Source organism: Ideonella sp. sgz306126, assembly GCF_056032705.1.
Genome location: NZ_JBVYWP010000001.1, coordinates 648,833 through 674,619 on the forward strand (window position 1 = coordinate 648,833; position 25,787 = coordinate 674,619).

At 68.2% G+C, this 25,787-nt stretch carries 20 protein-coding genes; 12 read left to right on the forward strand and 8 right to left on the reverse strand.

Going from position 1 to position 25,787, the window contains the following annotated elements:
- Positions 1-11: 11 nt before the first annotated feature.
- From AC0N04_RS02990 to AC0N04_RS03025, 8 genes are all read right to left on the reverse strand, one after another.
- Complete coding sequence (locus AC0N04_RS02990) at positions 12-1,775, reverse strand: polysaccharide biosynthesis/export family protein (protein ID WP_474278459.1); 1,764 nt, start codon at positions 1,773-1,775, stop codon at positions 12-14.
- 5 nt (positions 1,776-1,780) lie between these two features.
- Positions 1,781-2,893: a KpsE/RkpR family capsule polysaccharide export protein gene (locus tag AC0N04_RS02995; RefSeq protein WP_474278461.1), complete on the reverse strand. Its 1,113-nt coding sequence runs from the start codon at positions 2,891-2,893 to the stop codon at positions 1,781-1,783.
- On the reverse strand, positions 2,890-3,582 hold the full coding sequence (locus AC0N04_RS03000; protein ID WP_474278463.1) for an ABC transporter ATP-binding protein: 693 nt from the start codon (positions 3,580-3,582) through the stop codon (positions 2,890-2,892). Before AC0N04_RS03000 ends, AC0N04_RS02995 begins: the two co-directional genes overlap by 4 nt.
- A 7-nt stretch (positions 3,583-3,589) precedes the next feature.
- On the reverse strand, positions 3,590-4,381 hold the full coding sequence (locus AC0N04_RS03005) for an ABC transporter permease (protein ID WP_474278465.1): 792 nt from the start codon (positions 4,379-4,381) through the stop codon (positions 3,590-3,592).
- 150 nt (positions 4,382-4,531) lie between these two features.
- Positions 4,532-7,195: a glycosyltransferase gene (locus tag AC0N04_RS03010; protein ID WP_474278467.1), complete on the reverse strand. Its 2,664-nt coding sequence runs from the start codon at positions 7,193-7,195 to the stop codon at positions 4,532-4,534.
- A 241-nt stretch (positions 7,196-7,436) separates the two neighbouring features.
- Complete coding sequence (locus AC0N04_RS03015; RefSeq protein ID WP_474278469.1) at positions 7,437-8,468, reverse strand: hypothetical protein; 1,032 nt, start codon at positions 8,466-8,468, stop codon at positions 7,437-7,439.
- A complete protein-coding gene (locus AC0N04_RS03020) occupies positions 8,458-9,552 on the reverse strand; it encodes a glycosyltransferase family protein (protein ID WP_474278471.1) in 1,095 nt (364 codons plus the stop codon). The genes AC0N04_RS03015 and AC0N04_RS03020 overlap by 11 nt, the downstream gene beginning before the upstream one ends.
- 117 nt (positions 9,553-9,669) lie before the next feature.
- Positions 9,670-11,196 (reverse strand): YifB family Mg chelatase-like AAA ATPase, encoded by a 1,527-nt coding sequence (locus AC0N04_RS03025; protein WP_474278473.1) that lies wholly within the window; start codon positions 11,194-11,196, stop codon positions 9,670-9,672.
- 287 nt (positions 11,197-11,483) lie between these two features.
- Here AC0N04_RS03025 and AC0N04_RS03030 point away from each other — a divergent pair, with 287 nt between their 5' ends.
- The 12 genes from AC0N04_RS03030 (at position 11,484) to AC0N04_RS03085 (ending at position 25,762) form a co-directional block, all read left to right on the forward strand.
- On the forward strand, positions 11,484-12,230 hold the full coding sequence (locus AC0N04_RS03030; protein ID WP_474278475.1) for a TorF family putative porin: 747 nt from the start codon (positions 11,484-11,486) through the stop codon (positions 12,228-12,230).
- A 25-nt stretch (positions 12,231-12,255) separates the two neighbouring features.
- Entirely contained in the window at positions 12,256-12,594 is a 339-nt protein-coding gene (locus tag AC0N04_RS03035) for a P-II family nitrogen regulator (RefSeq protein ID WP_474278477.1), read from the forward strand.
- Between the two features lie 33 nt (positions 12,595-12,627).
- On the forward strand, positions 12,628-14,175 hold the full coding sequence (locus tag AC0N04_RS03040) for an ammonium transporter (protein WP_474278479.1): 1,548 nt from the start codon (positions 12,628-12,630) through the stop codon (positions 14,173-14,175).
- Positions 14,176-14,387: 212 nt separating this feature from the next.
- Positions 14,388-15,683 carry a glutamate--cysteine ligase gene (gene gshA / locus AC0N04_RS03045; protein ID WP_474278481.1) on the forward strand — a complete coding sequence of 432 codons (1,296 nt, stop codon included), beginning with the start codon at positions 14,388-14,390 and terminating at the stop codon, positions 15,681-15,683.
- A 42-nt stretch (positions 15,684-15,725) separates the two neighbouring features.
- Positions 15,726-17,642, forward strand: a complete 1,917-nt coding sequence (locus tag AC0N04_RS03050; protein WP_474278483.1) for a potassium transporter Kup — start codon at positions 15,726-15,728, stop codon at positions 17,640-17,642.
- A gap of 2 nt (positions 17,643-17,644) precedes the next feature.
- The gene (locus tag AC0N04_RS03055) at positions 17,645-18,823 is read left to right on the forward strand and encodes a benzoate/H(+) symporter BenE family transporter (protein WP_474278485.1); all 1,179 of its coding nucleotides are present in this window, start codon (positions 17,645-17,647) and stop codon (positions 18,821-18,823) included.
- 241 nt (positions 18,824-19,064) lie between these two features.
- Complete coding sequence (locus AC0N04_RS03060) at positions 19,065-19,520, forward strand: type IV pilin protein (protein WP_474278487.1); 456 nt, start codon at positions 19,065-19,067, stop codon at positions 19,518-19,520.
- Entirely contained in the window at positions 19,517-20,011 is a 495-nt protein-coding gene (locus tag AC0N04_RS03065; protein WP_474278489.1) for a pilus assembly FimT family protein, read from the forward strand. The genes AC0N04_RS03060 and AC0N04_RS03065 overlap by 4 nt, the downstream gene beginning before the upstream one ends.
- Before the next feature lies 1 nt (position 20,012).
- Positions 20,013-20,507: a type IV pilus modification PilV family protein gene (locus AC0N04_RS03070; protein WP_474278492.1), complete on the forward strand. Its 495-nt coding sequence runs from the start codon at positions 20,013-20,015 to the stop codon at positions 20,505-20,507.
- Positions 20,507-21,844, forward strand: a complete 1,338-nt coding sequence (locus AC0N04_RS03075; RefSeq protein WP_474278494.1) for a PilW family protein — start codon at positions 20,507-20,509, stop codon at positions 21,842-21,844. The genes AC0N04_RS03070 and AC0N04_RS03075 overlap by 1 nt, the downstream gene beginning before the upstream one ends.
- Positions 21,832-22,431 carry a pilus assembly PilX family protein gene (locus AC0N04_RS03080; RefSeq protein ID WP_474278496.1) on the forward strand — a complete coding sequence of 200 codons (600 nt, stop codon included), beginning with the start codon at positions 21,832-21,834 and terminating at the stop codon, positions 22,429-22,431. The genes AC0N04_RS03075 and AC0N04_RS03080 overlap by 13 nt, the downstream gene beginning before the upstream one ends.
- A gap of 52 nt (positions 22,432-22,483) precedes the next feature.
- Positions 22,484-25,762, forward strand: coding sequence for a hypothetical protein (locus tag AC0N04_RS03085; protein WP_474278498.1), 3,279 nt, complete (start codon positions 22,484-22,486; stop codon positions 25,760-25,762).
- Positions 25,763-25,787: the final 25 nt, after the last annotated feature.

Consider the following 25,787-nt stretch of genomic DNA (forward strand, 5'->3'; position numbering starts at 1 on the left):
GCGCCTGCCGGCTACAGGCCCAGCGCCACCTTGGCGGAGACGGCGATCTGGTAGATCACCTGCGTCAGCGCGCGCCACAGCTCCACGTTCTTGCTCTCGAGCTTCGGCAGGATCATGATCTCGTCGCCCGGCGCGGGCACGGAGCCAGCCGGCGCCACGCTGCCGTCGACCCGCAGCACCAGCTGATGGTCATGCCCGCTGGGCTGGATGTAGCCGCCGGCCTGCGCGACGTAGTCGTCGACGCTGAACTTCGGGTTGTACAGCAGCGCGTTCGGGAACAGCACCTCGCCGCTGACCAGCACCGTGTTGCTGCGCGCCGGGATGTTGATCGTGTCGCCCGCTTCCAGCGGCAGCTTGCGCGCCTGCTCGGCGTCGGCCAGCACCACCTGGCCCAGCGGAACGACGGTGCGGGCACGGTCGATGAAGTTGAGCAGCATCGTCGATTCGAGCGTGCGCAGCTGCGATTCCTCCAGCGTCTTGGAGCGCCCGGTCAAGGCCATCGACTCCAGCCGCCGCAGCGAGATTTCCAGCGTGGCCTTCTGCCGCGCCGCGACCGACTTTCTGAACAGCTGGATGCCTGCCATGTTCGCGCTGGCCGCCGGCGTCAGCTTGGCCAGCAGGTCGCCCAGCGTGGCGCCATTGGGCATCGCGAACGACTGGTCGCCCAGCTCGGCGCCGTTGACGTTCACCAGGATCGTGCTGGCGTACTGGTCGGCGTTGAAGGTCACCACGTCGCCGTGATGGAAGCTGACGCCGGCCAGCTGGCCCAGCGGACGGTAGTCGACCGTCGGGCTGCCGCCGCTGGTGTGCTGGATGCTGACATTGGTGGCATTGGCCATCGGCACGGCCAGCTTCAGCAGGTCGGCCGCGGCGAGGCTGGTGCCGGCCGGGAACTCGAACACATAGGGGTTCAGGGCCTGGCCGTTGACCGTCACGATGCTTTGGCGCGGCAACACCGAGATGATGTCGCCGTCCTGGAACTGGATCGGCGCCAGCCGGCCCTTGAGCAGGAAGTCGTACAGGTTCACGTGGGCTCGCACGCGGCCGGCGCGCTGCACCTGAACGTCGATGTAGCTGCCGCGGTTCGGATCGACGCCGCCGGCCTTGTCGAGGAAGCTGATGATCGAGTCGGACGACAGGCCGGCGTACATGCCTGGCGCACTGGCGTAGCCGGTGACGAAGACCTTCACCGGCTGGGCCGAATCGACCGTCACGTAGACCCCGACATTGGCCTTGAACACGCTCTTGACGCGGTCCACGACATGCTGGTTGAGCTCGCTGTTGCGCACGCCCTCGAGGTGCACCGGGCCCACCTGCGGCACGAAGATGTTGCCGGCCGCATCGACGTTCTGGTACGCCTCATAGGTGACGGCGCCCCACAGGCGCACCAGCAGCCGGTCGCCGACGGTGACCTGGTAATCGGGGTTGAATCCGGTGAAGCTGAGCGCGCTGAAGCGCCCGGTGAAGATCTGCGAGCCGAACATCACCGGCGTGGCGCTGGTGGACGGATTGACCGGCAGCGGCAAGGCCAGCGTGGACGGCACCACCGGTGCGCCGGCCGGCGGCACGCTGACCGACCCGGTGGGAGCCGGGATGGCGGGCTGGGCCAGGGTGGTCAGCGGCGTGGTGGTCCCGGCCGTCGGCGTCGGTGCGGGCGAACCGGCGGTCGGCGTGGGTGTGGGCGCTGACGGCGTGGGGCCGGCGGTCTGGGCCAGGGCGACACCGCTCGCGCAAAGAGCCGCGCCGAAGAGGATCGTTCGGAATGAGAGCTTCATGATGTTCAATCCAGGTGTTCGCGGATGGTCGCCACGATCAGGCGTGCGATGCCGAAAAGGATCAGGCACAGGACGAAGACGGTGGCGATGTCGTACAGGCGCTGCGGGTAGATGGCCGACTCGGGCTTGGTGGGCTGCTCGACCACCACGACCCAGCGCAGGCGACGGGTCGAATCCATGCGAGCCTGCTCGGTGGCCAGCAAGGCGGCCTGGTAGGCGGTGTCGAAGAAGCCGGCCTGCGTGATCAGGGTCTGGTACTGGACCTGCAGGCTCGCGAGCTGGTCCGACGCGTCGCCGGTCGTGCCCCGCGCGGCCTCGGCGCTCAACTGGCTGCGGGTGGCCGCGATCTGGTCGCGCATCACCTTGACCTGGTAGGAGTCCTCCTGCATGTAGCCCAGGGCGGACTTGAGCGCGGCCTCCTGTTGGTTCAGATTGGCCTGCAGCGTGGAGGTCAACGTCGTGTTGGCCTGGGCCAGCGCGACCGGATCGAGCAGCTTGTGCTGCGACTGGAACGCGATGAGTTGCGCCTTGACGTTCTGGGACCGCTTCCAGGAACGGCTGACCTCCTGCTCGGTGAATTTCAGGCGATCCAGCGCGATCTTGTGCCAGTAACCGTTGAGGAACTCATCGCCCTGCTCGATGATCGCCTTGCCCATGCGCTGGGCGTAAGCCGGATCGAAGGCTTCCACCTCGACCGTGATCAGCCCGGAGTTCGGGTCGATCGCCGAGGTGACCCGGTTGCGGAAGTAGTCCAGGAAGTATTCCTTGCTCATCCAGGAATAGATCCGGTAGAACACATCCAGCCCGCCGTCGGCATAGTGCTGGCGGATCTGCATGGTGCTTTGCAGCTTGTCCAGCAAGTCCTCGGACTGCAGGTAGCTTTGCAGGTACATCGTGTCGCTCAGCGCCACCGGGTTGGTCGAACCGGTCAGGGTGCCGATCGTCGTCACGGTGCCTGGCGTGGCGGTGCCGGCCTGGGTGTTCAGCACCGCCACGATGTTCTCGCTGACATAGCGGCCACGGGCCAGCACCGTGTAATAGACGATCGCCAGCAGCGTCGGCACGAGCAGCAGCCAGATCAGCAGGCGCCGCGTCGTCAGTGATTTCAGCTTGATCATGTTTTTTTCTGGGCTTTCGCCGGCTTGGGTTTCTGCGGACCTTGATAGACGGCCAGGCCCTCTTCCACGTCTTCGTACAGGGTGGCCTTGCCACCCTCCAGCACCACCACCTGGTTGCACAGGTCGCGGATATCGAAGATGTTGTGCGAGACCAGGATCAGGTTCGAGCCGCTGGTGCGCTCCTTGAAGACGTTCTGCGCCTTCTTGCGGAACACCGGATCGCCCGTGGCCATGCCTTCATCGACGAGGTAGTAATCGAACTTGAAAGCCATGCTGATGCCGAAGTTCACCCGGCCGCGCATGCCCGCCGAATAGGTGCGCATCGGCAGGTCGAAGAATTTGCCGATCTCGGCGAACTCCTGCACGAAGGCGATCTTCTCCTGCATCTCGGCGCCGCTGGCACCGTACAACCGGCAGACGAAGCGGACGTTGTCGCGCGCGCTCAGCGAGCCCTGGAAACCGGAGGCCAAACCCACCGGCCACGAGATGCTGTGCGGCGTGTTGACGACCCCGCTGTCGGCGGTATCGACGCCGCCCATGATGCGCATCAGCGTCGACTTGCCGGCGCCGTTGCGCCCCATCAGGCCAATGCTGATGCCATCGGGAAACGTGAAGTTCAGGTCCCGGAAAACGTAATGGCGCCCGTTGACCGTCGGGTAGGACTTGGTGAGATTGATCAGCTCGATCATGCCGGCCTCAGTCGTGGGCGATGAGCTTCTGGCGGCGCACGCTGTACATGCTCATCGCCAGCCCCCAGATCAACACGATGACCTCGGTGGGATAGGTGAAGTTGATCCCCGCCACCGGGATGTAGCCGGGAAGAAAGGCCATGCGCGCCAGCTCGGCCAAGTGCATCACCGGGTTGTACAGAAAGTACACGAGCAGCTGAGGCGGGAAGTTGTCGACCGAGAACAGGATGCCGGAAATGAAGTACAGCGGCAGGGCGATCAGCGACACCAGCACATCGAACTTGGGCAGCACGTCGATGATGACCGCCGACATCAAGCCCAGCCCGGCCCCCAGCATCAGGAACAGGAACGTGACGTAGGTGTACATCAACGGATCGACCGGAACGACCGGATAAAACCCGATCCGCCCCAGGAAGAGCAGCGTCAGCACCAGCATCAGCACATGCAGCGTGCCCTCGACGATGGTGCGGGAAATCATCGTGTCCAGCGGCTTGACCTGGCGAAACCCGAACAGGCCGCGGTTGGCACCGACCGAGCTCATCAGCTGACCCCACAGCCGCCGGAACAGCATGTAGGGCATCAGCGCGACGATCAGGAACGGAAGGAACTCGTAGGAGCCTCGGCTGAGCCGGCCGCGCAGGACGTTGTTGATGAAGGCCATCATCGCCATCTGCGACAGTGGCGTTCCGATCAACCAGAACACGCCCGTCCAGCGCCCGCCGAAGCGGGTCTTGATCTCGCGCATCATCAGCGCGAAGACCACCGCGCATTGAACCTGCCAAGGGGAGCGTTTGATCACTGGAAATTCAAGAACTGCCATGAAATTCCGCTGCGGATCGCGCGGGACCGGATTCGGGACCACTGTAGCGCAGAGCGGCAAAAATGCACGCGTCGAACGGCGTACTGTGGGCGGATTCCATCACTGCCCGACCATCGCCTCCGCGAGCCGTCACAGGCTCACCCGGATCTGCTCGTCGTTGGGCGCCCGCTCGAGCAGATCCAGGCCGGGCGCGCGGGCCGATTGCAGCAACACATCGGCCAGCGCATCGGGGCGATCGGCCAGGCTCAGCGGCAGGACCAGATGATGTGGATCATGGCGGCGGGCGCGATCCGCCTGGGCGCCCAGGTCGAACACCGCCACCCGGCGCCCGCTGCGAAGCGCGCCGGACAACGCATAGCAATAAGTTTCGGGCCAGATCGACGGAACCAGCAGCACATGCGGATCGGCCGCGTTGATGCGCTCCATCAACTCGTTGTCGAAATAGCGGCCCAGCAGGCGGACCCCCTCGGCGGCCAGCTTGCTGTCGTCGCAGGAGTAGCCCAGGAGCGACAAAGCCAGTGGCAGGCCCCGGGAACGGGCCGACGCCGCCACGCCATGCAGCACGCGAAATCCCTTGATCGGGCTGATGGCACCGACCACCATCACGCGCACCGGCAGGTCCAGCGGCACCAGCGGCGACGCCGACACGCGGCGCGGCGGATCGGGCTCGTGGGGTCGGACCGCAATGCGCAGCGCGGGCCACCGCGACATCACCCGGCGGGCCACGTCGTCGGCCGGCACCAGCACATGCTGGGCCTGATGCAGCATCGGCTCGAACCGGGCCCGCCACTGGCTGATCGCCCCCGTCTGGTGATTCAGGTGATCCTGGCCGAGGCACTGGTCGCAGTCGGCATCGGCCGGCTGGCCGCAGTAGCGGCCGTCGGCCTTGACCAGGTTCACGCGCGGGCAGATCGTGTAGTAGTCGTGCACCGACACCTTCAGGACCAAGCCCAGCCGGCGCGCGGTGGACGCCAGGGCCTGCGCGGTCTCGGCGGGAAAGTCGATCAGGTGGTGGACATGCAGCTCGGTGATGCCCAGCAACGCGATGGCCTCGTCGAACAGTCCGCCCTCCCCGAGCGGCAGCGTTGCGAGGTTGTGCAGCCCGAACATGCCGGGGTGCAGCAAGGCCACGCAGCCGGCTTGGTGGGAGGGCCGCAACTCGAAGACGCCGACGCCCTGGGCCAGCAACTGCTGGGTCTGTTCGAGCAGGTGGCGCTCGGTCCCGCCGCCCCGGTTGTGGCAGACGAGCAGGACGTTGCGCTCGCAGGCCAATCGCTGGAGCCGGCCCAGGTCGATGCGTGCGCGGTAGACCCAGGCCGGGTCGGCCTCGATGTGCCGGGCGACCTGATGGTTGTAGTCGGGATAGAGTTTTTCGAGCTTCTTGATCGCCGCCGCGATGCGGGCCGCCGCCTCGCCCTTGAAGCTGACCGAGCCGACGTGGCGGACATAGACATCGCAGGCCAGGGCGTTCGTCCAGCCGGCCTGAAGCGCACGTTGGCAGAAGTCGTTTTCCTCACCGTAGCCGCGGCCGAACCGCCGGTCGTCGAACAAGCCGACCTGGCGCAGCGCAGCGCGCCGCAGGTACATGCAAAAGCCCACGCCGGTCGGCGCCTCGACCTGCTTGAGCCGATTGACCGAGGCCGCGATGCGGTCGATTTCGGCGTGCGACACCTCCAGCGACAGGCGGTTGTCCCCCAGGGTCTCGGGGTAGCTGCAGATCGTGGCGTTGTTCGACAACGGGGTGAGGGTGGCCGCGCGCGGATGCGCCTCGGCCTGTGCCACGAGCCGGTCCAGCCAGTCGCCGTAGACCTCGGTATCGCTGTTGAGCAGGACCACGTCGCGGTCGCGGTGCTGGCGCATGCCCTTGTTGACACTGCGCACGAAGCCCTGGTTCTGCCGGTTGACCTCCAGCGTGATCAGCCCCCGGGAGGCCAGTGTGCGCAGCATCGCACCCAGTTCGGGGATCGGGCTGGCGTCGTTGATGACCACCACCTCGTGGGGCGTGCGCACCGGCGCGGTCAACACGCTGTGCAGGCAGGCCAGGGTTTCCTCCAGGCCGCCGTAGACCGGGATCACCACGTCCACCTCGGCCGGAGCCGACCAGCGCCGTGCTTCGATGCCGCTCCAGAACTCGCTGGCCAGCAGGTCGCTCTGGGCCCCGGGGGCAGGTGTCGCCGAACGGCTCGGGCAGCTGCCGTGGCGGCTGCTGGCCCCCTCCATGTGGCGAGCCACCGCGTCGGTCGCGAACACCGACAGCGCCGCGCCCTTGACCACCTGCATCTCCGGCAGGGAATTCATCAGCCGCCGGATGTCCAGCCCCGGCAACGGGTTGCGTCCCTCGCGCCAGCCCCAGCGCTGAAAGTGACGCAGCGGGTCCATGCCGGATTGCGCCACATCGGGGTTGCAGCGGAGGTAGTACTCCGCGTCGAACCACGGCGATGGCGACAGGCCCCGAAACCGGGTGATCAGCCCGTAGTGCAGCAGGCGATTCAGGCCATGGGTCTTGCCACACTGGGCGTCGTAATGCGGCACGTCGAACATCGGGCTGGGCCACAGCCCCCGGGCATCCCCCTGAACCACGTAGTGCTTCAGCGCCGACATCCCGTCGAGCTCCGCGGGATCGATCTGCGACAGATAGAACTCCCGGTCGAACAAACCGGTACCCCGGGTCAACTCGATCTCGAACTTGAGCAGCGACTGCGGCTTGCCCACCGCGCGACCGAGCGAACGCAACAGGCGGATGCTCTGCATCATCACCTGCGCATCGAAGGGCCGCTTCGGTACTTCGATCACGGCCTGCCCCGGCTGCCAACGATCACGGTGTTCACGCTCATCCTTGCCAGGCCGGCTACCCGCGTCACCCACTGACATTGAACTACGACTGTCACAGGATGGACCCGAAAATGTTTGATATGTGCTGCTGAATGTAGCCCAGGCCGGCGATTCGTCTGCCCCCTAATTCCGCGCAAATCCCCCTTGAAACGCGTACTTGTGCCCGGAGCGACCGGGCAGCAAAGGGGCGCCGGGACGGCGGTCAGCGGCCGAGGTCTCTCAAGCCCTGGGATCGCCAGTCCTGGACCAGCGCCGCCTCTGCGTGCCAGCGATGGCGACTCCGCGAGGGCGGGTTGGCGGCCAGCAGGTGATGGCGCCCATCGGCCGCCCGGCCCCAGCCGATGCCGGCCACGCGAAGCCCGTCCCACCCCCCCAGCAGGGCCTGAAGCCACCACAACACCAGCACCCCGGCGCTGGGCGGAGCCTGCAGCGCCCGCACGGCGTCGCGCCAGATCGGCAGCGGCACCGTCAGCACCGGCACGCCGGCGGCCTGCAAACGGGCCGCCTGGGTCCAGCGACGCTGCAGGAAGCGCGGATCGGGGCCGGTCATGATCGCCCACGACAGACCGGCGGGCACCGGCGCGTCGACGTCGGGCGAGAACACCCAGACGTCGATGCGGCACCCCACGTCGTCCACGGTCGCACGAGGACCTTGCCACTGATTGAAGCGCAGCACCGCGGCGTGGCGGTCGATCGCCCGGCCCAGGCCGCCGCCGGCCAAGCCGGCGGCATTGCCCACCGAACACAGGCCGCCGGCCTGGATGCGCTGGCGCAGCCAGTGCCCGAACGCCGCGCGCAATGCCGGCTGCCCGTCGCCCAGACCGTTCCCCGCCAGGTCGGCGGGCGGGTGCCATGCCGCCACGCCGGGCTGGCCACGGGCGGCATCGTCCAGCACGTCGGGGTCGATCGCCCAGAGTGCCGCGGGGGCCGATTCCGCAAGCAGGCCCAGCGCCCGCCGCTGCCACACCCGAGGCAGGTCCGGCACAGCCTGCGTCAGCGCAGGCACCCAGCGCCGCGGCAGCGGGCGCCCCAGGTCACGGCGGAACAGGGCGAGCCGGCACAGCGCCGCGCCGCTGTCAGCCTGTCGGCGCCAGGCGGCCGTGAACCAGGCCAGCGTGATCTGGTCGTAGCGGCCCGCCTGCCGACGACGCCGGCCCCACCAGGCCTGCAGCCAGGCGGGCGCGAGAGCCCGCCAGCGCCGGCCCGCCACCGCAGGCGCCGAGCTAGCAAGCATCGAGTGCCTCGCCGCCGTCCGCCCCCGCACCGTTCGGTGCCAGGACGAAATCCAGCCACGCGCGGGCCACCGCATGGATATCGGCCTGCGCCAGCACCCGCTCGCGCAAGCCCTGCGTCTGTTGCCGGTACCACGGCGCATCGCTCAGCAGGCGCTCCAGCAGGGTGTCCCAGTCCGCCTCCGCCTTCGCCACCCAGGCTCCGGCGCCCTCGAACCGCCGGGCATCCGCCAACGGCGAGCACAGCGTCGGAATCTGCCAGAAGCCGGCCTCCAGCACTTTGAGCGCGGTCTTGCAACGGTTGAAGCGGGTCGGCTCCAGCGGTAGCAGATTGACGTGGGCGCGTCGCACCACGTCGGGATAGAACGCGAAGTCGTGCCGCGCCAGGCGCACGACCTGGGCGTCGGGCAGGTCGAGCGGGAAATGACCCGGGCCGGTCACCTCGATCCGGACCTCGGGGTGGCGGCGCAAGACCTGCTGCAGCACCGGCGCGACCAGGGCGAAGTCGCGGTCATGGCTGCGGGTGCCGGGCAGGTAGCTGATCAGCGGCGGCGTGGCTTGCAGGGGGGTCGCCGGCAGGCCGCGCCAGCGCCAGTGCACAGCATTGGGCAACACGGCGATCGGCGGGGCCGCCCCGCCCTGCGCACGAACCGCCGCCTGCAGCTCGTCGCGCAGCTGCACCGTCGAGACGCTGACCCGGTCGACTTGCTGCAGCGCGCGCCAGTGGGCGCAGAACAGGGTCCGGATCTCGCCTTCGCTGACCAGTCCGTTGAGCACGCCGGGGCTGGCCGAGGCCAGGTCCGGCAGAAAGATCAGGTCGTCGACGTCGGCGATCACCCGGGTGCGCTGCCGGCGCCAGCGCGGCAGCCACCATTGCAGGCGCCAGGTCAGCCGCGGCCGGTGCAGCACCACCCCATCGAAGCGCTGCGCCGGGCAGTCGTTGAGATGGCCGACGAAGATCTCGTGTCCCAGCCCCGCCAGCGCCAGCGCCAGGTTCTCGCAGCGGTACACGAAGGAGGCGTCCTGGCGGTAGCGTGCCGGGTTCTTGTTGCAGGCCAGAAAGGCGATCACCAAGGGACGGGTCAAGACAGGCGACTCCTGCAGCGGGCACCGACCGGCACGACAACGCTGCCGCGCGCCAGGGGCTCGGTCCAGTCTAGCCCAGGCGCGTCGGCTCCCTGCCGTCCGACCGCAGCGGCCGGTTCAGCGCTGCGGCAGCGCCCGGCGAAGCTGGATGGCTTCGGCCAGGTCGGCCACCTGCACCTCGTCGTGACCGGCCAGGTCCGCCACGGTGCGGGCCAGCTTCATCGCCTTGTGCAGGCTGCGCCCCGACCAGCCCAGCCGGGTGGCGGCGTTGCGGACGAAGGCCAGGGTCGCGGCATCGAGCGAACACGCGGCGTCCAGGTCGGCCCCTGCCAGCTGCGCATTCGGGTGGCCGGCCAGCCGCATGCGCTGCCGCTCGCGCGCGGCGGAGACCCGCTGCGCCACCGCGGCCGACGATTCGGCCGGCGGCACCGCCAGCAACTCTCCCGGCGCGACAGCCGGCACCTCGATCTGCATGTCGATCCGGTCGAGCAGCGGCCCGGACAGGCGGCCCTGGTAGCGGGCCACCGCGTCGGGCGTGCAACGGCAGTGGCGACCGGTGGCCGCGAACGCGCCCAGCCAGCCGCAGGGGCAGGGATTCATGGCCGCCACGAGCTGGAAGCGCGCCGGAAACTGGGCTTGCCGCGCGGCCCGCGAGATCGTGATCTGGCCCGTCTCCAGCGGCTCCCGGAGCGCTTCCAGCGCCGCACGCTGGAATTCGGGCAGCTCGTCGAGAAACAGCACGCCGGCATGGGCCAGCGAGATCTCGCCCGGTCGCGGAGGCACACCGCCGCCGACCAGCGCCACCGCGCTCGCACTGTGGTGCGGGCTGCGCACCGGTCGGCGCCGCCATGCCGCGGGGTCGAAACCGCCGTGCAACAAGCCGAGCAGCGCCGCGCTGGCCAGCGCCTCTTCGTCGCTCATCGGCGGCAATAGGCCCGGCAGCCGCTGCGCCAGCATCGACTTGCCCGAGCCCGGCGGGCCGATCAGCAGCAGGCTGTGCCCGCCCGCCGCGGCGATTTCGAGCGCGCGTCGGGCCCCCGCCTGGCCGCGAACGTCGCTGAGATCCGGCCCGGCAGCGGCCGGCGACACCGCGGCGGGCTCGGCGCGCGGCAACGCGGTCGCCCCCTCGGGCAGCAGGCTGGCGACCACGTCGCCCAGGTGAGCGGCGGCCCGAACGTCCAGCCCCGGCACCCGAGCCGCCTCGGCCGCGCTGGCCGTGGGAAGCACCAGCGTGCGGGCGGCGGCCTGGGCCCGTGCGGCCAGCGCCAGCGCCAGCGCGCCCCGCACCGGACGCAGTTCGCCCGCCAGCGACAGCTCGCCCGCCAGTTCGACCCCGGCCAGCCGCGACGGATCGATCACCCCTTGCGCAGCCAGGATGCCGATGGCGATCGGCAAGTCGAAACGGCCGGATTCCTTCGGCAGATCGGCAGGCGCCAGGTTGACGGTGACGCGTTTGTTGTGGGGAAACTCGAAGCCGCTTTGCGCCAGCGCCGCGCGCACCCGCTCGCGGGCCTCCTTGACCTCGGTCTCGGCCAGGCCGACCAGCGAAAAGCTGGGCAGGCCGTTGGCCAGGTGCACCTCGACCCGGACCTCCGGCGCCTTCAATCCGTCCAGCGCCCGGCTGGACACCACCGCCAATGACATGGCACGCCTCCCTGTCTGTGGAGCGCGGTACGTCGCCGGCTCCTGGCTCGGATTGTGCCGCCACCCGGGCTTGCATGGGCATGCACTGCAACAGTGCCGCTCACCGCGCACCACGGTCGTGCATGCCCGCTCCGATGCACGGTCGGAAGGCATTCAGAAGAGCTGGGCGCACCACCACGGTCGGTCTCACAGGCGGATGGCCCGGCGTCGCACGGCATGGCACGGAAGCTGCAAAAGGGACTGCGATCCCCTTCATCACCCACCCCCTGCACCAGGAGTTCGCATCCATGATCAAGAAGTCGTTCGTTTCGATGGCCGCCGTGCTGGCCGTGTCCGCCGTGCCGGGCCTGAGCTTTGCCGACGATGCCGCCGCACCGGCCGCCAGCCCGATCACCTACAACATCGGCGTCGTCACCGACTACCGCTACCGCGGCATCTCGCAGACCCACCTGGACCCGGCCATCCAGGGCGGCATCGACTACGCCGGCCCGAACGGCGTCTACCTGGGCACCTGGCTGTCGAACATCAACTGGATCAAGGACGCGGGCGGCAGCGACAGCGTCGAGTGGGACCTGTACGGTGGCTGGAAGGGCGAGGTGGCCAAGGGACTGACCTTCGACGCCGGCCTCCTGAGCTATGTCTACGTCAACAACAAGCTGCCGACCAGCGCCAACACGACCGAGATCTACGCCGATCTGACCTACAACGTCTTCACGGTCAAGTACTCGGACAGCGTGACCAACCTGTTCGGCTTCGCCGACAGCAAGAACAGCGGCTACCTCGAGGCCGTCGCCAACTTCGACCTGGGCAAGGGCTGGTCGCTGGCGCCGCACATCGGTCACCAGCAGGTCAAGAACAACGGCAGCTTCAGCTACACCGACTACTCGCTGACGCTGGGCAAGGACCTGGGCAACGGCGTGACGCTGAGCCTGGCCGCGATGGGCACCGATGCGGACAAGACGCTCTACGTCAGCCCGAGCGGCAAGTTCCTGGGCAAGTCGGCCCTGGTCGCCGGCGTCAAGTACAGCTTCTGAACCCCCTTCAGCAAAGGAAACAGCCATGAAGATGGTGACCGCGATTGTCAAGCCGTTCAAGCTTGACGAAGTGCGTGAGGCCCTGAGCGCCATCGGCGTGCAAGGCATCACGGTGACCGAAGTCAAGGGCTTCGGCCGCCAGAAGGGCCACACCGAGCTGTACCGCGGCGCGGAGTACGTGGTCGACTTCCTGCCCAAGGTGAAGATCGAAGCCGCCGTCGACGACGCGCTGGTGGACCGCGTGATCGAAGCCATCGAGGCCTCGGCCCGCACCGGCAAGATCGGCGACGGCAAGATCTTCGTCTCTGCCCTCGAACAAGTCGTTCGCATCCGCACCGGCGAGACCGGCAAGGACGCGCTCTGATCGCCCCCAAGCAACCAACCTACAGAAAACACCATGAGAAAGCTGATTGCTTCCCTCGCCCTGGGCCTCGCGGTCCTGGGCTTCGCGGGGACGTCGTTCGCCCAGGACGCCGCCTCCGCCCCGGTCGCGGTCGCCTCGGCGGCCGCCACGCCGGCACCTGACGCCAGCGCGGCGGCAGCGGCCCCCGCCGCCTCGGCGGCGGCATCCGACGCCGCCGCCGCGGCCTCGCAGCCGGTGCCCAACAAGGGCGACACCGCCTGGATGATGGTCTCGACCCTGCTGGTCATCATGATGACCGTGCCGGGCCTGGCGCTGTTCTACGGCGGCCTGGTGCGCAGCAAGAACATGCTGAGCGTGCTGATGCAGGTGATGGTCACCTTCTCGATGATCGTCGTGCTGTGGGCCATCTACGGCTACAGCATCGCGTTCACCGAGGGCAGTGGCACGTTCGCTCCGTTCATCGGCGGCTTCGACCGGCTGTTCATGAAGGGCATCTGGGACAACGTCGCAGGCACGTTTGCCAACGGTGCGACCTTCAGCAAGGGCGTCTACCTGCCTGAGCTGGTGTTCGCCGCGTTCCAGGCGACCTTCGCTGGCATCACCTGCACGCTGATCGTGGGCTCGTTCGCCGAGCGCATGAAGTTCTCCGCGGTGCTGGCCTTCATGGCGCTGTGGTTCACCTTCAGCTACGCGCCGATCGCCCACATGGTCTGGTTCTGGGAAGGCCCGGACGCCTACTCCAGCAAGGCCGTCGTGGACGCGATGAACGCCAAGGCCGGCTACCTGTGGAACATGGGCGCGCTGGACTTCGCCGGCGGCACGGTGGTGCACATCAACGCCGCGGTCGCGGGCCTGGTGGGTGCGATCCTGATCGGCAAGCGCGTGGGCTATGGCAAGGAATCGATGGCCCCGCACAGCCTGACGCTGACGATGGTGGGCTCGGCCCTGCTGTGGGTGGGCTGGTTCGGCTTCAACGCCGGCTCGGCGCTGGAAGCCAACGGCGTCGCCGCCCTGGCCTTCTTCAACACCTTGCTGGCCACAGCCGCCGCGGTGATGTCGTGGTCGCTCGGTGAAGCGCTGCACAAGGGCAAGGCCTCGATGCTGGGTGCCGCCTCGGGCGCCGTGGCGGGCCTGGTCGCCATCACCCCGGCCTGCGGCAACGTGGGCATCGGCGGGGCGCTGGTGATCGGCCTGGTCGCCGGCTTCGCCTGCCTGTGGGGCGTGACCGGTCTGAAGAAGATCATCGGTGCGGACGACACGCTGGACGTCTTCGGCGTCCATGGCGTGGGTGGCATCCTGGGTGCGCTGCTGACCGGCGTGTTCAACTCGCCCAGCCTCGGCGGCCCGAGCACGGTGGCCGACTGGGTCTCGGTGACCATGACCACGCCGGACGCCTACTCGATCGCGGCCCAGGTCTGGATTCAGGCCAAGGCCGTGATGCTGACCATCGTCTGGTCGGGCGTGGTCTCGTTCGTCGCCTACAAGCTGGTCGATATGGTGATCGGCCTGCGGGTGACCGAGGAAGAGGAACGCGAAGGTCTGGACATCAGCTCGCACGGCGAAACCGCCTACGGCAAGTGATGCCATGAACCGGGAGCCGGCCCGCGCCGGCTCCGCAACGAACCGAGCAATCGGAGCGAGTTGGGGACTGTCCTAGGGCAGTCCCCTTTTTTCGTTGGGCCGTGCCAAGCTCCGCCCCCTTGACCGCGGACCGCCCCCTGTCGTCCAGGGTGCACGGAAACGATCCCCGATCTGCCAGAATCGGTCGTCCTCCCTTTCCCAAGCCCACTCTCATGGTTCCGCACCTGGTTACTGCGCTCACCGGCCCGATCAACGAGTTGGAACAACGCGTCCTGGAATCGATGCCGGCCATCGAACGCTGGTTCCGGCTCGAATGGATGGAGCACACGCCGCCGTTCTACACCTCGGTGGACATCCGCAACGCCGGCTTCAAGCTCGCGCCGGTGGACACCAACCTGTTCCCCGGCGGCTTCAACAACCTGACGCCCGAGATGCTGCCGCTGGCGGTGCAGGCGGCGATGGCGGCAATCGAGAAGATCTGCCCGGAAGCCAAGAACCTGCTGCTGATCCCGGAAAAGCACACCCGCAACATGTTCTACCTGATGAACGTGCAGCGGCTGATGCAGATTTTCGGGCAGGCAGGCCTGAACGTGCGCCTGGGCACGCTGGACGAGGGCATCACCGAACCGACGGTGCTCGAACTGCCCGATGGCAGCTCGCTGACGCTGGAGCCGCTCAAGCGCACGGGGCGTCGGCTGGGCCTGAAGAACTTCGACCCCTGCACCATCCTGCTCAACAACGACCTGTCCGCCGGCATCCCCAAGGTGCTGGAGAACCTGAACGAGCAATACCTGCTGCCGCCGCTGCATGCCGGCTGGGCGGTGCGACGCAAATCCCATCATTTCCGGGCCTACGAGGAAGTGGCGAAGAAGTTCGCCAAGCTGCTGGGCATGGACCCGTGGCTGATCAATCCGATGTACGCCCAGTGCGGCGAGGTGAACTGGCAGGACGACCGCGGCCTGGACTGCGTGCAGACGCAGGTCGATGCGCTGCTGACCAAGATCCGCCGCAAGCACAAGGAATACGGCATCAACGAAAAGCCGTTCGTGGTCGTCAAGGCCGACAACGGCACCTATGGCATGGGCATCATGACGGTGCGCGACGCCAAGGAACTCACCGAGGTGAACCGCCGTACCCGCAACAAGATGGCGGTGGTCAAGGACGGCCAGGAGGTCAGCTCGGTGATCATCCAGGAAGGCGTGCCGACCTACGAGCGGGTCAACGAGGCCGTGGCCGAGCCGGTGGTCTACATGATCGACCGCTACGTGGTCGGCGGTTTCTACCGCATCCATGCCGACCGCGGCATCGACGAGAACCTGAACGCACCCGGTGCCGCCTTCGTGCCGCTGGCCTTCGAGGAGAGCCACCTGCTCCCCCGCCTGGGCACCCGCCCCGGTGCCAGCGCACCGAACCGCTTCTACATGTACGGGGTGATCGGCCGGCTGGCGATGCTGGCCGCGTCCTACGAGCTCGAAGCCACCGACCCCAACGCCGAGGTGTACGACTGACACCCGCCCCCGCCATGCCAGGCGCCGCCCCGGGCGTCTCGCATGGCGTCATCGAAGCCTGCCCCCTGCATCTTGAGCGCTTCTCATAAACCCTCCCGATCCCCATCGGCGCTGGCCGGCCTGACGCTGGCCGCCCTGGGCGTCGTCTATGGCGACATCGGGACCAGCCCGCTCTACGCGCTCAAGGAGGTGTTCCACGCCGGCCATGTGCCGATGAGCCACGCCAACGTGCTGGGCGTGCTGAGCCTGATCTTCTGGACGATGACGGTGATCGTCTCGCTGAAGTACGTGTCGCTGATCCTGCGCGCCGACAACAACGGCGAGGGCGGCCTGATCGCGATGCTGGCCCTCGCCACCACGGCCGTGCGCGACCGGGTGACGCTGCACCGCGTGCTGATGGTGGTGGGCCTGTTCGGCACCGCCGTCTTCTATGGCGACGGCGTGATCACGCCGGCGATCTCGGTGCTTTCGGCCGTCGAGGGGCTGGAAGTGGCCGCGCCGGCGCTGCAGGAAGTGGTGATCCCGATCACCCTGGTCGTGCTGGCGTGCCTGTTCGCGGTGCAGCGCCTGGGCACCGGCGGCATCGGCAAGTTCTTCGGCCCCATCACGCTGGTGTGGTTCTTCGTGCTGGCCGCGCTGGGGGCCCCGTACATCGTGCGCAATCCCGCCGTGCTGGTGGCGATGAACCCGGCCTATGCGGCCTCGTTTGTGTGGGCCCAGCCGCTGGTGGCCTTCGTCGCGCTGGGCGCGGTGGTGCTGTGCGTGACCGGCGGCGAGGCGCTCTATGCCGACATGGGGCATTTCGGCCGGCGGCCGATCCGCATCGCCTGGTTCGGCCTGGTGATGCCGGCCCTGGTGGTGAACTACTTCGGCCAGGGTGCGATGCTGCTGGCCCACCCGGAGGCGATCGACAACCCCTTCTTCATGATGGCGCCCGCCTGGTCGCAGCTGCCGCTGGTGTTCCTGGCCACCGCGGCCACGGTGATCGCCTCGCAGGCCTTGATCTCGGCCGCCTTCTCGGTCACCAAGCAGGCCATCCAGCTGGGCATCCTGCCGCGCATGGCGATCAAGCACACCTCGGTCAAGGACACCGGACAGATCTACGTGCCCTTCATCAACTGGGGCCTGTTCGTCTTCATCGTGCTGGCGGTGGCGCTGTTCAAGAGCTCGTCGAACCTCGCGTCGGCCTACGGCATCGCGGTGACGCTGGACATGTCGATCACCACGGTGATGACCTTCTTTGTGCTGCGCTACGGCTGGAAATACCCGCTGGTGCTGACCGCGCTGGCCACCGGCTTCTTCTTCGTCGTCGACGTGACCTTCTTCCTGTCCAACCTGCTCAAGCTGATCGCCGGCGGCTGGTTCCCGCTGATGATAGGCAGCGGCATGTTCCTGCTGATGCTGACCTGGCAGCAAGGCCGCGCGCTGATGCGCCACCGGGTGCGCGACGAAGCGATCGCGCTGGACAGCTTCCTGAAGGCGGTGTTCGTCAGCCCGCCAGTGCGGGTGCCGGGCACGGCGGTGTTCCTGGTGGCCGACGAGGACCTGACCCCCAACGCCTTGATGCACAACCTCAAGCACAACAAGGTGCTGCACGAACACAACCTGTTCGTCACCGTCAAGCACCACGAGGTTCCCTGGATCGGCTTCGACAAGCGCCTGACCATGCGGCCGCTGGGCCACGACTGCTGGCAGGTCAGCCTGCATTTCGGCTTCAAGAACGACCCGGACGTGCCTGAAGCGCTCAAGCTGCTCGAAGGCCGCGGCGTGCCGCTCGACGACATGGACACCAGCTACTTCCTGTCGCGCGACACGGTGATCCCGACGATCGGCCACGGCATGGCGATGTGGCGCGAAAAGCTGTTCGCCAGCATGCACCGCAACGCCGCCGACATGGCGGACTTCCTGAACCTGCCGTCCAACCGCATCGTCGAGCTGGGCGCCAAGGTCGAGATCTGACCGTGCCGCCGCGCCTGACGCTCGCCGCGCTCCGGCGCGATCTCTCGCTGTCGGCCGTCGTGGCCGGTTTCGTCGCGGTACTGGTGGGCTTCACCAGCTCGGTGGCCATCGTCTTCGCCGCGGCGCAGGCCCTGGGCGCCACCCCGGCGCAGACGGCCTCGTGGATCTGGGCCCTGGGCCTGGGCATGGGGCTGACCAGCCTGGGGCTGTCGCTGTGGTACCGGCATCCGGTGCTGATCGCCTGGTCCACGCCCGGCGCGGCGCTGATCGCCGCCACCCATGGCGTCGCGCTGTCCGACGCGATCGGCGCCTTCATCGTCAGCGCGCTGCTGATCACGGCGGCGGGTTTCAGCGGCGTGTTCGAGCGCGTGATGAACCGGCTGCCGATGGCCATCGCAGCGGCGCTGCTCGCCGGCGTGCTGGCCCATTTCGCGCTCGACGCAGCACTGGCCGCGCGCAGCGCACCGCTGATGCTGGCCGCCATGACCCTGGCGCTGCTCGCCGGCCGGCGTGGCTGGCCCCGCTACGCCGTGCCCGGCGTGCTGGCGGCCGGCCTGGTGGCCGCGGCGCTGCAGGGCCGGCTGGGCCTGGGCGCCGTGCACTGGGCCTGGGCCGTGCCGGTCTGGACCTCGCCGACCTTCTCCGGCAGCGCACTGATCGGCGTCGCCCTGCCCTTGTTCGTCGTGACCATGGCGTCGCAGAACCTGCCCGGGGTCGCGGCCCAGCGCGCGTCGGGCTACGCCACGCCGGTATCGCCGGTCATCGGCACGACCGGCCTGGCCTCGTTGCTGCTCGCGCCGTTCGGCGGCTACGCCCTCAACCTGGCGGCGATCACGGCGGCGATCTGCATGGGCAAGGAGGCCCACGAAGATCCCTCGCGCCGCTACCTGGCCGCCGCCGCGGCGGGCCTGTTCTACCTGGTGGTGGGGCTGGCCGGCGCGGCGGTCGCCGGCTTGCTGGCGGCGTTCCCGCGCGAACTGGTGGCAGGCGTGGCCGGCCTGGCGCTGCTGGGCACCATCGGCAGTGGCCTGGCCACCGCGCTGCAGGACGAATACCACCGCGACGCCGCCTTGCTGACCTTCGTGGTCACGCTCTCGGGCGTCACGCTGGCCGGCATCGGCTCGGCGTTCTGGGGCGTGGTCGCCGGCGCGACGGCCCTGGCCTTCGCACGCCGTCGCTGAGCACGGCCGCTGCCGCTCGTCGGCCGGCCGAGGCCGCTCGTCCCGAGCGCCGCGCCCGTCGCCGATCCGAAGGCGTACGCTGAGTCCCAAGCTGGGGTCTCGGGATGCTGGCGGCTCGGGTCCATGGCATCGAATCTGGCTCGGCCGCGCCCGTCCAGCAGGGTGTCAGACCCTTCAGCCGACGATGAAACTGCCGAAAACGAACGAGACCACCCGCCTCTTCAACCTGCCTGGAGCCCCCATGCGTTGTCCCTCCCGCCGATCGTCTGCCGCCTCCCTGCACCGTCCCGGCGGCTTCACGCTGATCGAGGTCATGGTCACCGTCGCCATCGTGGCCATCCTGGCGTCCGTGGCGGTGCCGGCCTACACGAACTACGTCAAGCGCGGCAAGCTGCCCGAGGCCTTCAACCAGTTGACGGGCATCGCGATGGCCACGGAACAGTTCTACCAGGACAACCGCACCTACGTGGGCAGCCCGGCCTGCAGCGCGATCGCGTCGACCACCAACTTCAGCTACGCCTTCAGCAACTGCGCGGCGACGACGTACAAGATCACGGCCACCGGCATCTCCAGTTCCACCACCGGCTTCCAGTTCACGCTCGATCAACAAGGTCAGCGCGCCACCCCCGCCGTGCCCAACGGCTGGACGACCAGCGCGGCCTGCTGGGTCACCAACCAGTCCGGCACCTGCCAATGAGCCTCTCGCCTGCTTCATGTCGGCGGCAGTCCACCGGCTTCACGTTGATCGAGCTGATGGTGACGATCTCGGTCATCGCCATCATGCTGGCCTTGGCGATGCCGTCGATGAACACCACGATCAGCAATTCCCGCGACCGCGGCGTGGTGCAGAAGTTTTCGCAAGATTACGACTGGCTGCGCAGCAAGGCCGGCTCGTCCACGGTCACGCTGACGATCAACGCCGATTGCAGCTGGCAGGCCTCGGTCAACAACGTGGCCGATGCCGCCCATTCGATGGCCGCGGCGGACCTCGCCGCGATCAAGTCCACCGTCACCTGCGCGGGCAGCGGCGCCACACCGCTGGCCCTGCCCGCGACCTTGCGCTTCAACGCCCAGGGCTTCGAGACCGGCCCGACCGGCGGCCTGACCTTCCGCGCCGCCAACGGCCAGGCCTGGCCGCTGCAAATCCTTTATTCGGGCTCGATCGTCCGTGTCCAAGGAGCGTCCTGACATGACGGCCTTCCTGCGTCCACCGCGCCGCCAACGAGCGCATCGCCGAACGGCCCGTGGCTTCACGCTGCTGAGCGTGCTGGTGGCCATGGTCATCCTGGCCTTCGGCCTGCTGGCGATGGGCAAGTTCTATGTCGCCATCACCTCGGCCGGCACGCAGAACGAGAACGTCTCGGCGCTGGCGCCGGCCAGCAATGCATTCTGGGGCCTGGTGCAGAACAACCAGGCCGCGTTGCTGCCCGGCATGGCAGGTACCTACACCAGCGCCAACGTGGGCAGCGCGCCGGCGGTGCTGCAGTCCTGGCTGACCCAGGCCACCGCGCTGCCGCAAGGCAAGGTGCAGATCGTCACCGCGCCCGATCCGGTCAGCGGTGTCGCCTGCGCGCCATCGAGCTGCCTGGTCACGCTGACCCTGAGCTGGCAGCCGAACGCCAATGTGCTCAATGCCACCGCCCTGCGCACGCAGACCTTCACCTACCAGTTCATGGGCAACTGATGAAACGCCTCCCGCCCTCCCGCCCTGCGGCCCAACACGGGGTGACGCTGATCGAGTTGATGGTGGCCCTGGTCATCAGCATGCTGCTGGCCATGGCCGTGATGCTGGTGCAGAAGAACCTGGCCACGCAGAAGTCGCGCGGCAGCGACGTCGCGCTGCGCGACAACGAGGCCCGCGCCGCGATGGACCTGATCGCTCACGACATGAGCGGCGGCGGCTTCCTGCTGGGCGGCACCGACCTGCGCTGCGATGAGCTGTTCACCTACAACAAGGATGCCCCCCCTAACGGCTATGTCGCGCGGCTGCCGGTCGACGCCATGGCCGCGGCGGCGAACACGGTGGTGCCCTTCGCACCGACGCTGACGCTGAACTACCCGACCGCGGCGCAGAACTATCCTTCCGACGTGCTGGCCATCAATGGGGCGACCGACGCGACGACCTTCGGCAACGGGCCCACCGGCGCGGCGCCGACGGTGCCGCTGTTCCAGAACCCGACCTATTCGCCGATGAACGCCGGCGTGATGCCGGTCACCACCACCACCGGCCTGACCGCAGGCCACGTGGGGGTGCTGCAGATCCCGAACCTCAGCCTGGCCGCCGGCTCCTTCCTGACCGGCGCGGCCTACCCCAACCGGCAGGCGCCGTACGCCTGCATCCGGCTGCCGATCTCGGGGGTCAGCCTTGCCAACCGCACGGTGTCCAGCGCGGCGGGCGCGATCTTTCCCGGCGCGTACGTGGGCGGCTTTTCGGCCAACCTGATGGCGGCCAACGGCTTCACCGGCCCGTTGAGCGACGCGCTGATCTACAACGGCAGCGCCCTGGTCGACCTGGGAGCGCCGACCGCGGCCAACCCCAACCCGACCCAGCGCACCACGGTCTACTACATCGACAACAGCAACGCCTGGCCCACGCTGATGCGGGCCCAGTACAGCCTGCTGGACGATGCCATGGTCGCGATGCCCCAGCAGGCCGCGCCCGCGGCGCAACCGGTCGCCGCCGGCGTCGTGTCGCTGCAGGTGCTGTTCGGCGTGGACCCGGGCTCCACCGGCCATGTCACGGCCTACAAGACCGCCGCCCAGGTCAAGGCGGCCCCCTACCTTCAGCATGTGATCCTGACCGCCAAGGTGCTGCTGGTCACCCGCACGCTCTACCCCGACCCTGAGACGAACGCGAACGCGGCGGACGCCTACATCGCCCCGGCGACCGTGGCCATTCCCAGCAATGCCCCCACGCCCGGCGATTTCCAGCCGGTGCCGATTCCCGCTGCCTTCGCGAAGTACCGCTTCGTCGCCCATGTCACCGAAACCGCGCTGAGAGACTTCACATGGACGCCTTGACCTCTCATGTTCCCAGGCGCGTGTCGATGCGCGTTGCCCGCCCCCGGGCCCAGCGCGGCGACGTGCTGCTGATCGTGCTGATCAGCCTGATGGTCAGCCTGCTGGGCCTGGTCTACGCGATGCGCGACACCATCATCAGCACCCAGGTGACCGGCAACAACCTGGCCAAGCAGAAGGATGCGCAGATCAGCGACGTGGCGCTGAACATCGTCGAGAACACCATCCGCACCAGCTATGGCGGCCAGGTGCTGGAGCTGAGCGCGACCGGCCAACCCTGGTGGCGCAACGTGCCGGCCGGGACCGCGCCGCCCGGCGACTTGGTGGCCTCGCCCACGTACTGGACGAATTGCCTGAACAACGGCGATGTCACGCTGCGCTGCAGCCAGGTGGCGCTGCCGGCCGCGCTGGCGGCGAAGTACAGCGCCTACGCCGTCGTGCAGCCCACCGGCCACACCGGCGGCACCGGGCTGTGCCAGGGCATCGTGCTGCTGACCCCTTATTACTACGACGTCTTCGTGCACGTGGTGGAAGCGTCGCAAGACACCAGCGCCACCACCGAAACCGTCTTCAAGCTGTGCGCGCAGTAAGCGCCCTGGCCGCCCGCGTCCGAAACGCCTAGCCCGAACCAGTGAGATCGCCATGAACCACTCCCCTGCCCTGTGGCTGCGGCGCCTGACGGCGCTGACCAGCGTCGGCGTGCTGCTCTACACCGCCCTGATCCCGGTGGCCCAGGCCGCCGCCCCGGCCACGGCGCCGCAGGTGCTGCTGGCGATCACCAACTCGGAGTCGATGGACGGCACCACCAGTGGCGCCATCATGGTCGGCAGCGGCACGGTCACCGGCCTGTCCAGCTCCAGTTCGCCGGTCACCTACACCGTCCCCGCGGGCTTCACGCCGCCGGTCAACGGCGGCAGCGGCGGCGTCGCCAACTACACCTACGCCTGCGGTTCGTACCAGTGCGACAACGGCCCCAGCCGTCTGAACCTGGCCAAGGCGGCGATGAAGGGCGTCATCAACCAGTACGCCACGACGATCAATTTCGGGCTCTACGGCTACAGCACCAGCGGCACCTCGCTCTACAGCACTTGGTTGTACCTGATGAGCAAGACGGGCGGGTTCACGTTCGTCAACACGCCTCCCGACGGCACCACGACGCTGGCCAACCCCTGCTACAACTACTCGGCGATGCCGACGAGCACCGCCAAAACCAATTGCTCGAGCCTGGCGAGCAAGTATCCGACGATCGCGGCGAACCAGTCCGTCCAGATCCTGGACACGTCGGACGAGGCCGTGATCAACGACGTGCTCTATGCCCCCAGCGGATACGGACTCCCTGCGGTGTTCGTGACCTACAACGGCCCCTCGCCGGCCAATCCGTACACCGCCTATTCGCTCAGCACTTACAACACCAATCTCGGCGGCTACTCCGTCGGCTACAGCAGCACGCTGCCGAACATCGGCGGTTGGTCCACCACACCCACCAATGCCGGCTACGTGCCGTTTTCGTCGCAGGTGTTGTACGCCCAGCGCGGCTGGGGCTACGGCGGCTCGCAATCGGCCACCACCGGCAAGACCATCGTCGCGATGGGCACCGACCCGACCACCTCGTCCGCCTTCACCAACGCGCTGGCACCCGAGACCAATGGCCCGTCGACCGCGGAGATCAAGTCGGTGGCCGGGCAATCGGCGATCGCCGGCCTGATGGCCGGCGCCAAGTCCTACCTGGGCGGCATCACCAAGGCGGCCTGCCAGAACCAGTACGTGGTGCTGCTGACCGACGGCCTGCCGACCATGGACTTGCGCGGCTACGCCTGGCCGCCGCTGGGCACGGTGACTGCCAACGCCTACCACCTGACCGCCACCTTCAACGCCGACGGCTCGTTCGCCAGCAGCAATTCGCAGGCCGTCACCGATGCGATCGCGTCCATCACCGCGGCCAAGAACGCCGGCATCAAGACCTACGTGATCGGCCTGGGCGCCGGCGTCAACAACGCCGCCAATCCGATCGCCGCCCAGGTGCTGCAGGCGATGGCGATCGCCGGCGGCACCAGCAACTTCTTCCCGGCCACCGACCCGAACTCGCTGACCGCCGCGTTCAACACCATCGTCTACCAGATCTACACCTCCAGCGCGGTGGCGGCGCCGATCGCGCCGATCAGCGTGTCCAGCGGGGCGGCCTATGAATACAGCCTGACGTCCAACCCGATGTCGGGCAGCGGCGATGTCTCGGCCTACAAGGTGGCCGCCGATGGCACGGCTTCGCAGACCGTCAGCTGGGATGCCGCCACGCTGATGACCGTGACCCAGCGCGGCACCGCGTTGATGGCGCCGAACGCGACGGGCAGCGCCACCGTGCTGTCTTCCATGGACGCCGCGGCGTTCAACCTGACGCCGACCACCTGCGTGCCCGCCACCTCGACCATCGTCAACTACCTGGTCAACCCGAGCTACAAGGCCAACGGCTGCAGCTTCCTGGCCGGCCGCCAGTCGGGCCTGTTCCTGGATCAGTTCGGCACACAGAACACCGGCAAGTACGTCGGTCCGCCGGCCAACGGCACGCTGATCCAGCAGTCCGCCGGCTACCTGGCCTATGCGCGCAGCAACGCCTTGCGCAACCCGATGCTGCTGTTCACCAACAACGACGGGTTCCTCTACGCGGTCGATCCGAACAGCGGCACGCTGCAGTGGGGCTGGACCACACGCAACCTGCTGGCCAAGATGCAGAACTACAGCACCTTTGCCAGCGGCGGCTACGCGAACGGCAACTTCACGGTGGTCGATGCGCCGGACGCCAGCGGCGTCTGGGGTTCGTACCTGGTGGGCAGCCTGCAGTCCGGCGGCGAACACTTCTCGGTCAAGCTCAGCAGCCAGAGCGGCACCGCCAGCCCGTATGTGAGCCAGCCCACCACGCTGGTCTACGACAGCGTGACCGGCGGCACCTCCCCCGGCGATGCTCCGGGCGCCACCGGGGCCGTGCCGCTGCGTCAGCCGGTCGTGATCGCCTATGTCGGCAACAGCGCCTACGCGGTCTACGTGGTCAACAACGGCAGCACCAGCACGCTGTACGAGGTCAACGTGGCCACCGGCGCCAGCAGTTCGTTCACACTGCCCTTCCAGCTCAGCAGCGCGCTGTACCTGAACAGCGCCAACAACGAGCTGTGGCTCGGTGGTGCCGACGGCAGCCTGTGGGAAACCGCGATCGTCAGCGGCACCGCCGCCACCGACGCCAGCTACCTGCAAAAGGTCGGCAGCACCATCAGCCCGACCACCGGTGCCGTCGTCAAGCCGGTGCTGTACGTGGGCTACACCGTGGTCAACGGCACGCCCTATGCCTATGCGCTCGATCAGAGCCAGGTCAACGTGTACAACGTCACGGCCTCGGGCTGGACGCCGCTGTGGGCCGCCACCACGACGGCGGATTACACCTACACCGGCAGCGGATTCGCGGTCAAGAGCGGCGGCGCCACGCTGACGAGCGGCGCGTCGGTGTCGGATCAACCCACGGTGGTCGCCGGTGCCTTGATCGTGCCGGTCGGGGTCCCGGGCGATGTCTGCACCATGGGCCAGGGCGCCTATGACTTCTTCAGCCTGGCCGACGGCACCTTCCCGACGCTGCCGTTCACGCTCAATGGCCAGGCGGTGACCGGACCGATCATGCTGGGTGCCGATTCCGGCGCCGCGCTGACGCCCAGCATCACGCTGACGAATGAAGGCCTGGCGATCAACCTCGGCGCCACCGGCGCGATCAACCTGGCGGGCGGTGACGGCGGTGGTGGCGGTGGCGGTGGCGGTGGCGGCGGTGGCGGTGGCGGTGGCGGCGGCGGCGGCGGCGGCAACCCCGGTGCGGGCACGCCGGCCCCGCCGCTGCTGAACAACAGCCTGGCCTTCAACAAGCACCTCAACTGGCTGCAGCGCTGAAGGCCCTGCCGGATCCGCTGCCCTC

Bases quoted from the DNA above. Each gene is read 5' to 3' on its own strand.
- AC0N04_RS03015 (WP_474278469.1), bottom strand. From the start codon at position 8,468: ATGCTTGCTAGCTCGGCGCCTGCGGTGGCGGGCCGGCGCTGGCGGGCT.
- AC0N04_RS03035 (WP_474278477.1), top strand. From the start codon at position 12,256: ATGAAGATGGTGACCGCGATTGTCAAGCCGTTCAAGCTTGACGAAGTG.
- AC0N04_RS03065 (WP_474278489.1), top strand. From the start codon at position 19,517: ATGAGCCTCTCGCCTGCTTCATGTCGGCGGCAGTCCACCGGCTTCACG.
- AC0N04_RS03040 (WP_474278479.1), top strand. From the start codon at position 12,628: ATGAGAAAGCTGATTGCTTCCCTCGCCCTGGGCCTCGCGGTCCTGGGC.
- AC0N04_RS02995 (WP_474278461.1), bottom strand. From the start codon at position 2,893: ATGATCAAGCTGAAATCACTGACGACGCGGCGCCTGCTGATCTGGCTG.
- AC0N04_RS03000 (WP_474278463.1), bottom strand. From the start codon at position 3,582: ATGATCGAGCTGATCAATCTCACCAAGTCCTACCCGACGGTCAACGGG.
- AC0N04_RS03070 (WP_474278492.1), top strand. From the start codon at position 20,013: ATGACGGCCTTCCTGCGTCCACCGCGCCGCCAACGAGCGCATCGCCGA.
- AC0N04_RS03075 (WP_474278494.1), top strand. From the start codon at position 20,507: ATGAAACGCCTCCCGCCCTCCCGCCCTGCGGCCCAACACGGGGTGACG.
- AC0N04_RS03080 (WP_474278496.1), top strand. From the start codon at position 21,832: ATGGACGCCTTGACCTCTCATGTTCCCAGGCGCGTGTCGATGCGCGTT.
- gshA (WP_474278481.1), top strand. From the start codon at position 14,388: ATGGTTCCGCACCTGGTTACTGCGCTCACCGGCCCGATCAACGAGTTG.
- AC0N04_RS03030 (WP_474278475.1), top strand. From the start codon at position 11,484: ATGATCAAGAAGTCGTTCGTTTCGATGGCCGCCGTGCTGGCCGTGTCC.
- AC0N04_RS03050 (WP_474278483.1), top strand. From the start codon at position 15,726: ATGGCGTCATCGAAGCCTGCCCCCTGCATCTTGAGCGCTTCTCATAAA.
- AC0N04_RS03060 (WP_474278487.1), top strand. From the start codon at position 19,065: ATGCGTTGTCCCTCCCGCCGATCGTCTGCCGCCTCCCTGCACCGTCCC.
- AC0N04_RS02990 (WP_474278459.1), bottom strand. From the start codon at position 1,775: ATGAAGCTCTCATTCCGAACGATCCTCTTCGGCGCGGCTCTTTGCGCG.
- AC0N04_RS03085 (WP_474278498.1), top strand. From the start codon at position 22,484: ATGAACCACTCCCCTGCCCTGTGGCTGCGGCGCCTGACGGCGCTGACC.
- AC0N04_RS03025 (WP_474278473.1), bottom strand. From the start codon at position 11,196: ATGTCATTGGCGGTGGTGTCCAGCCGGGCGCTGGACGGATTGAAGGCG.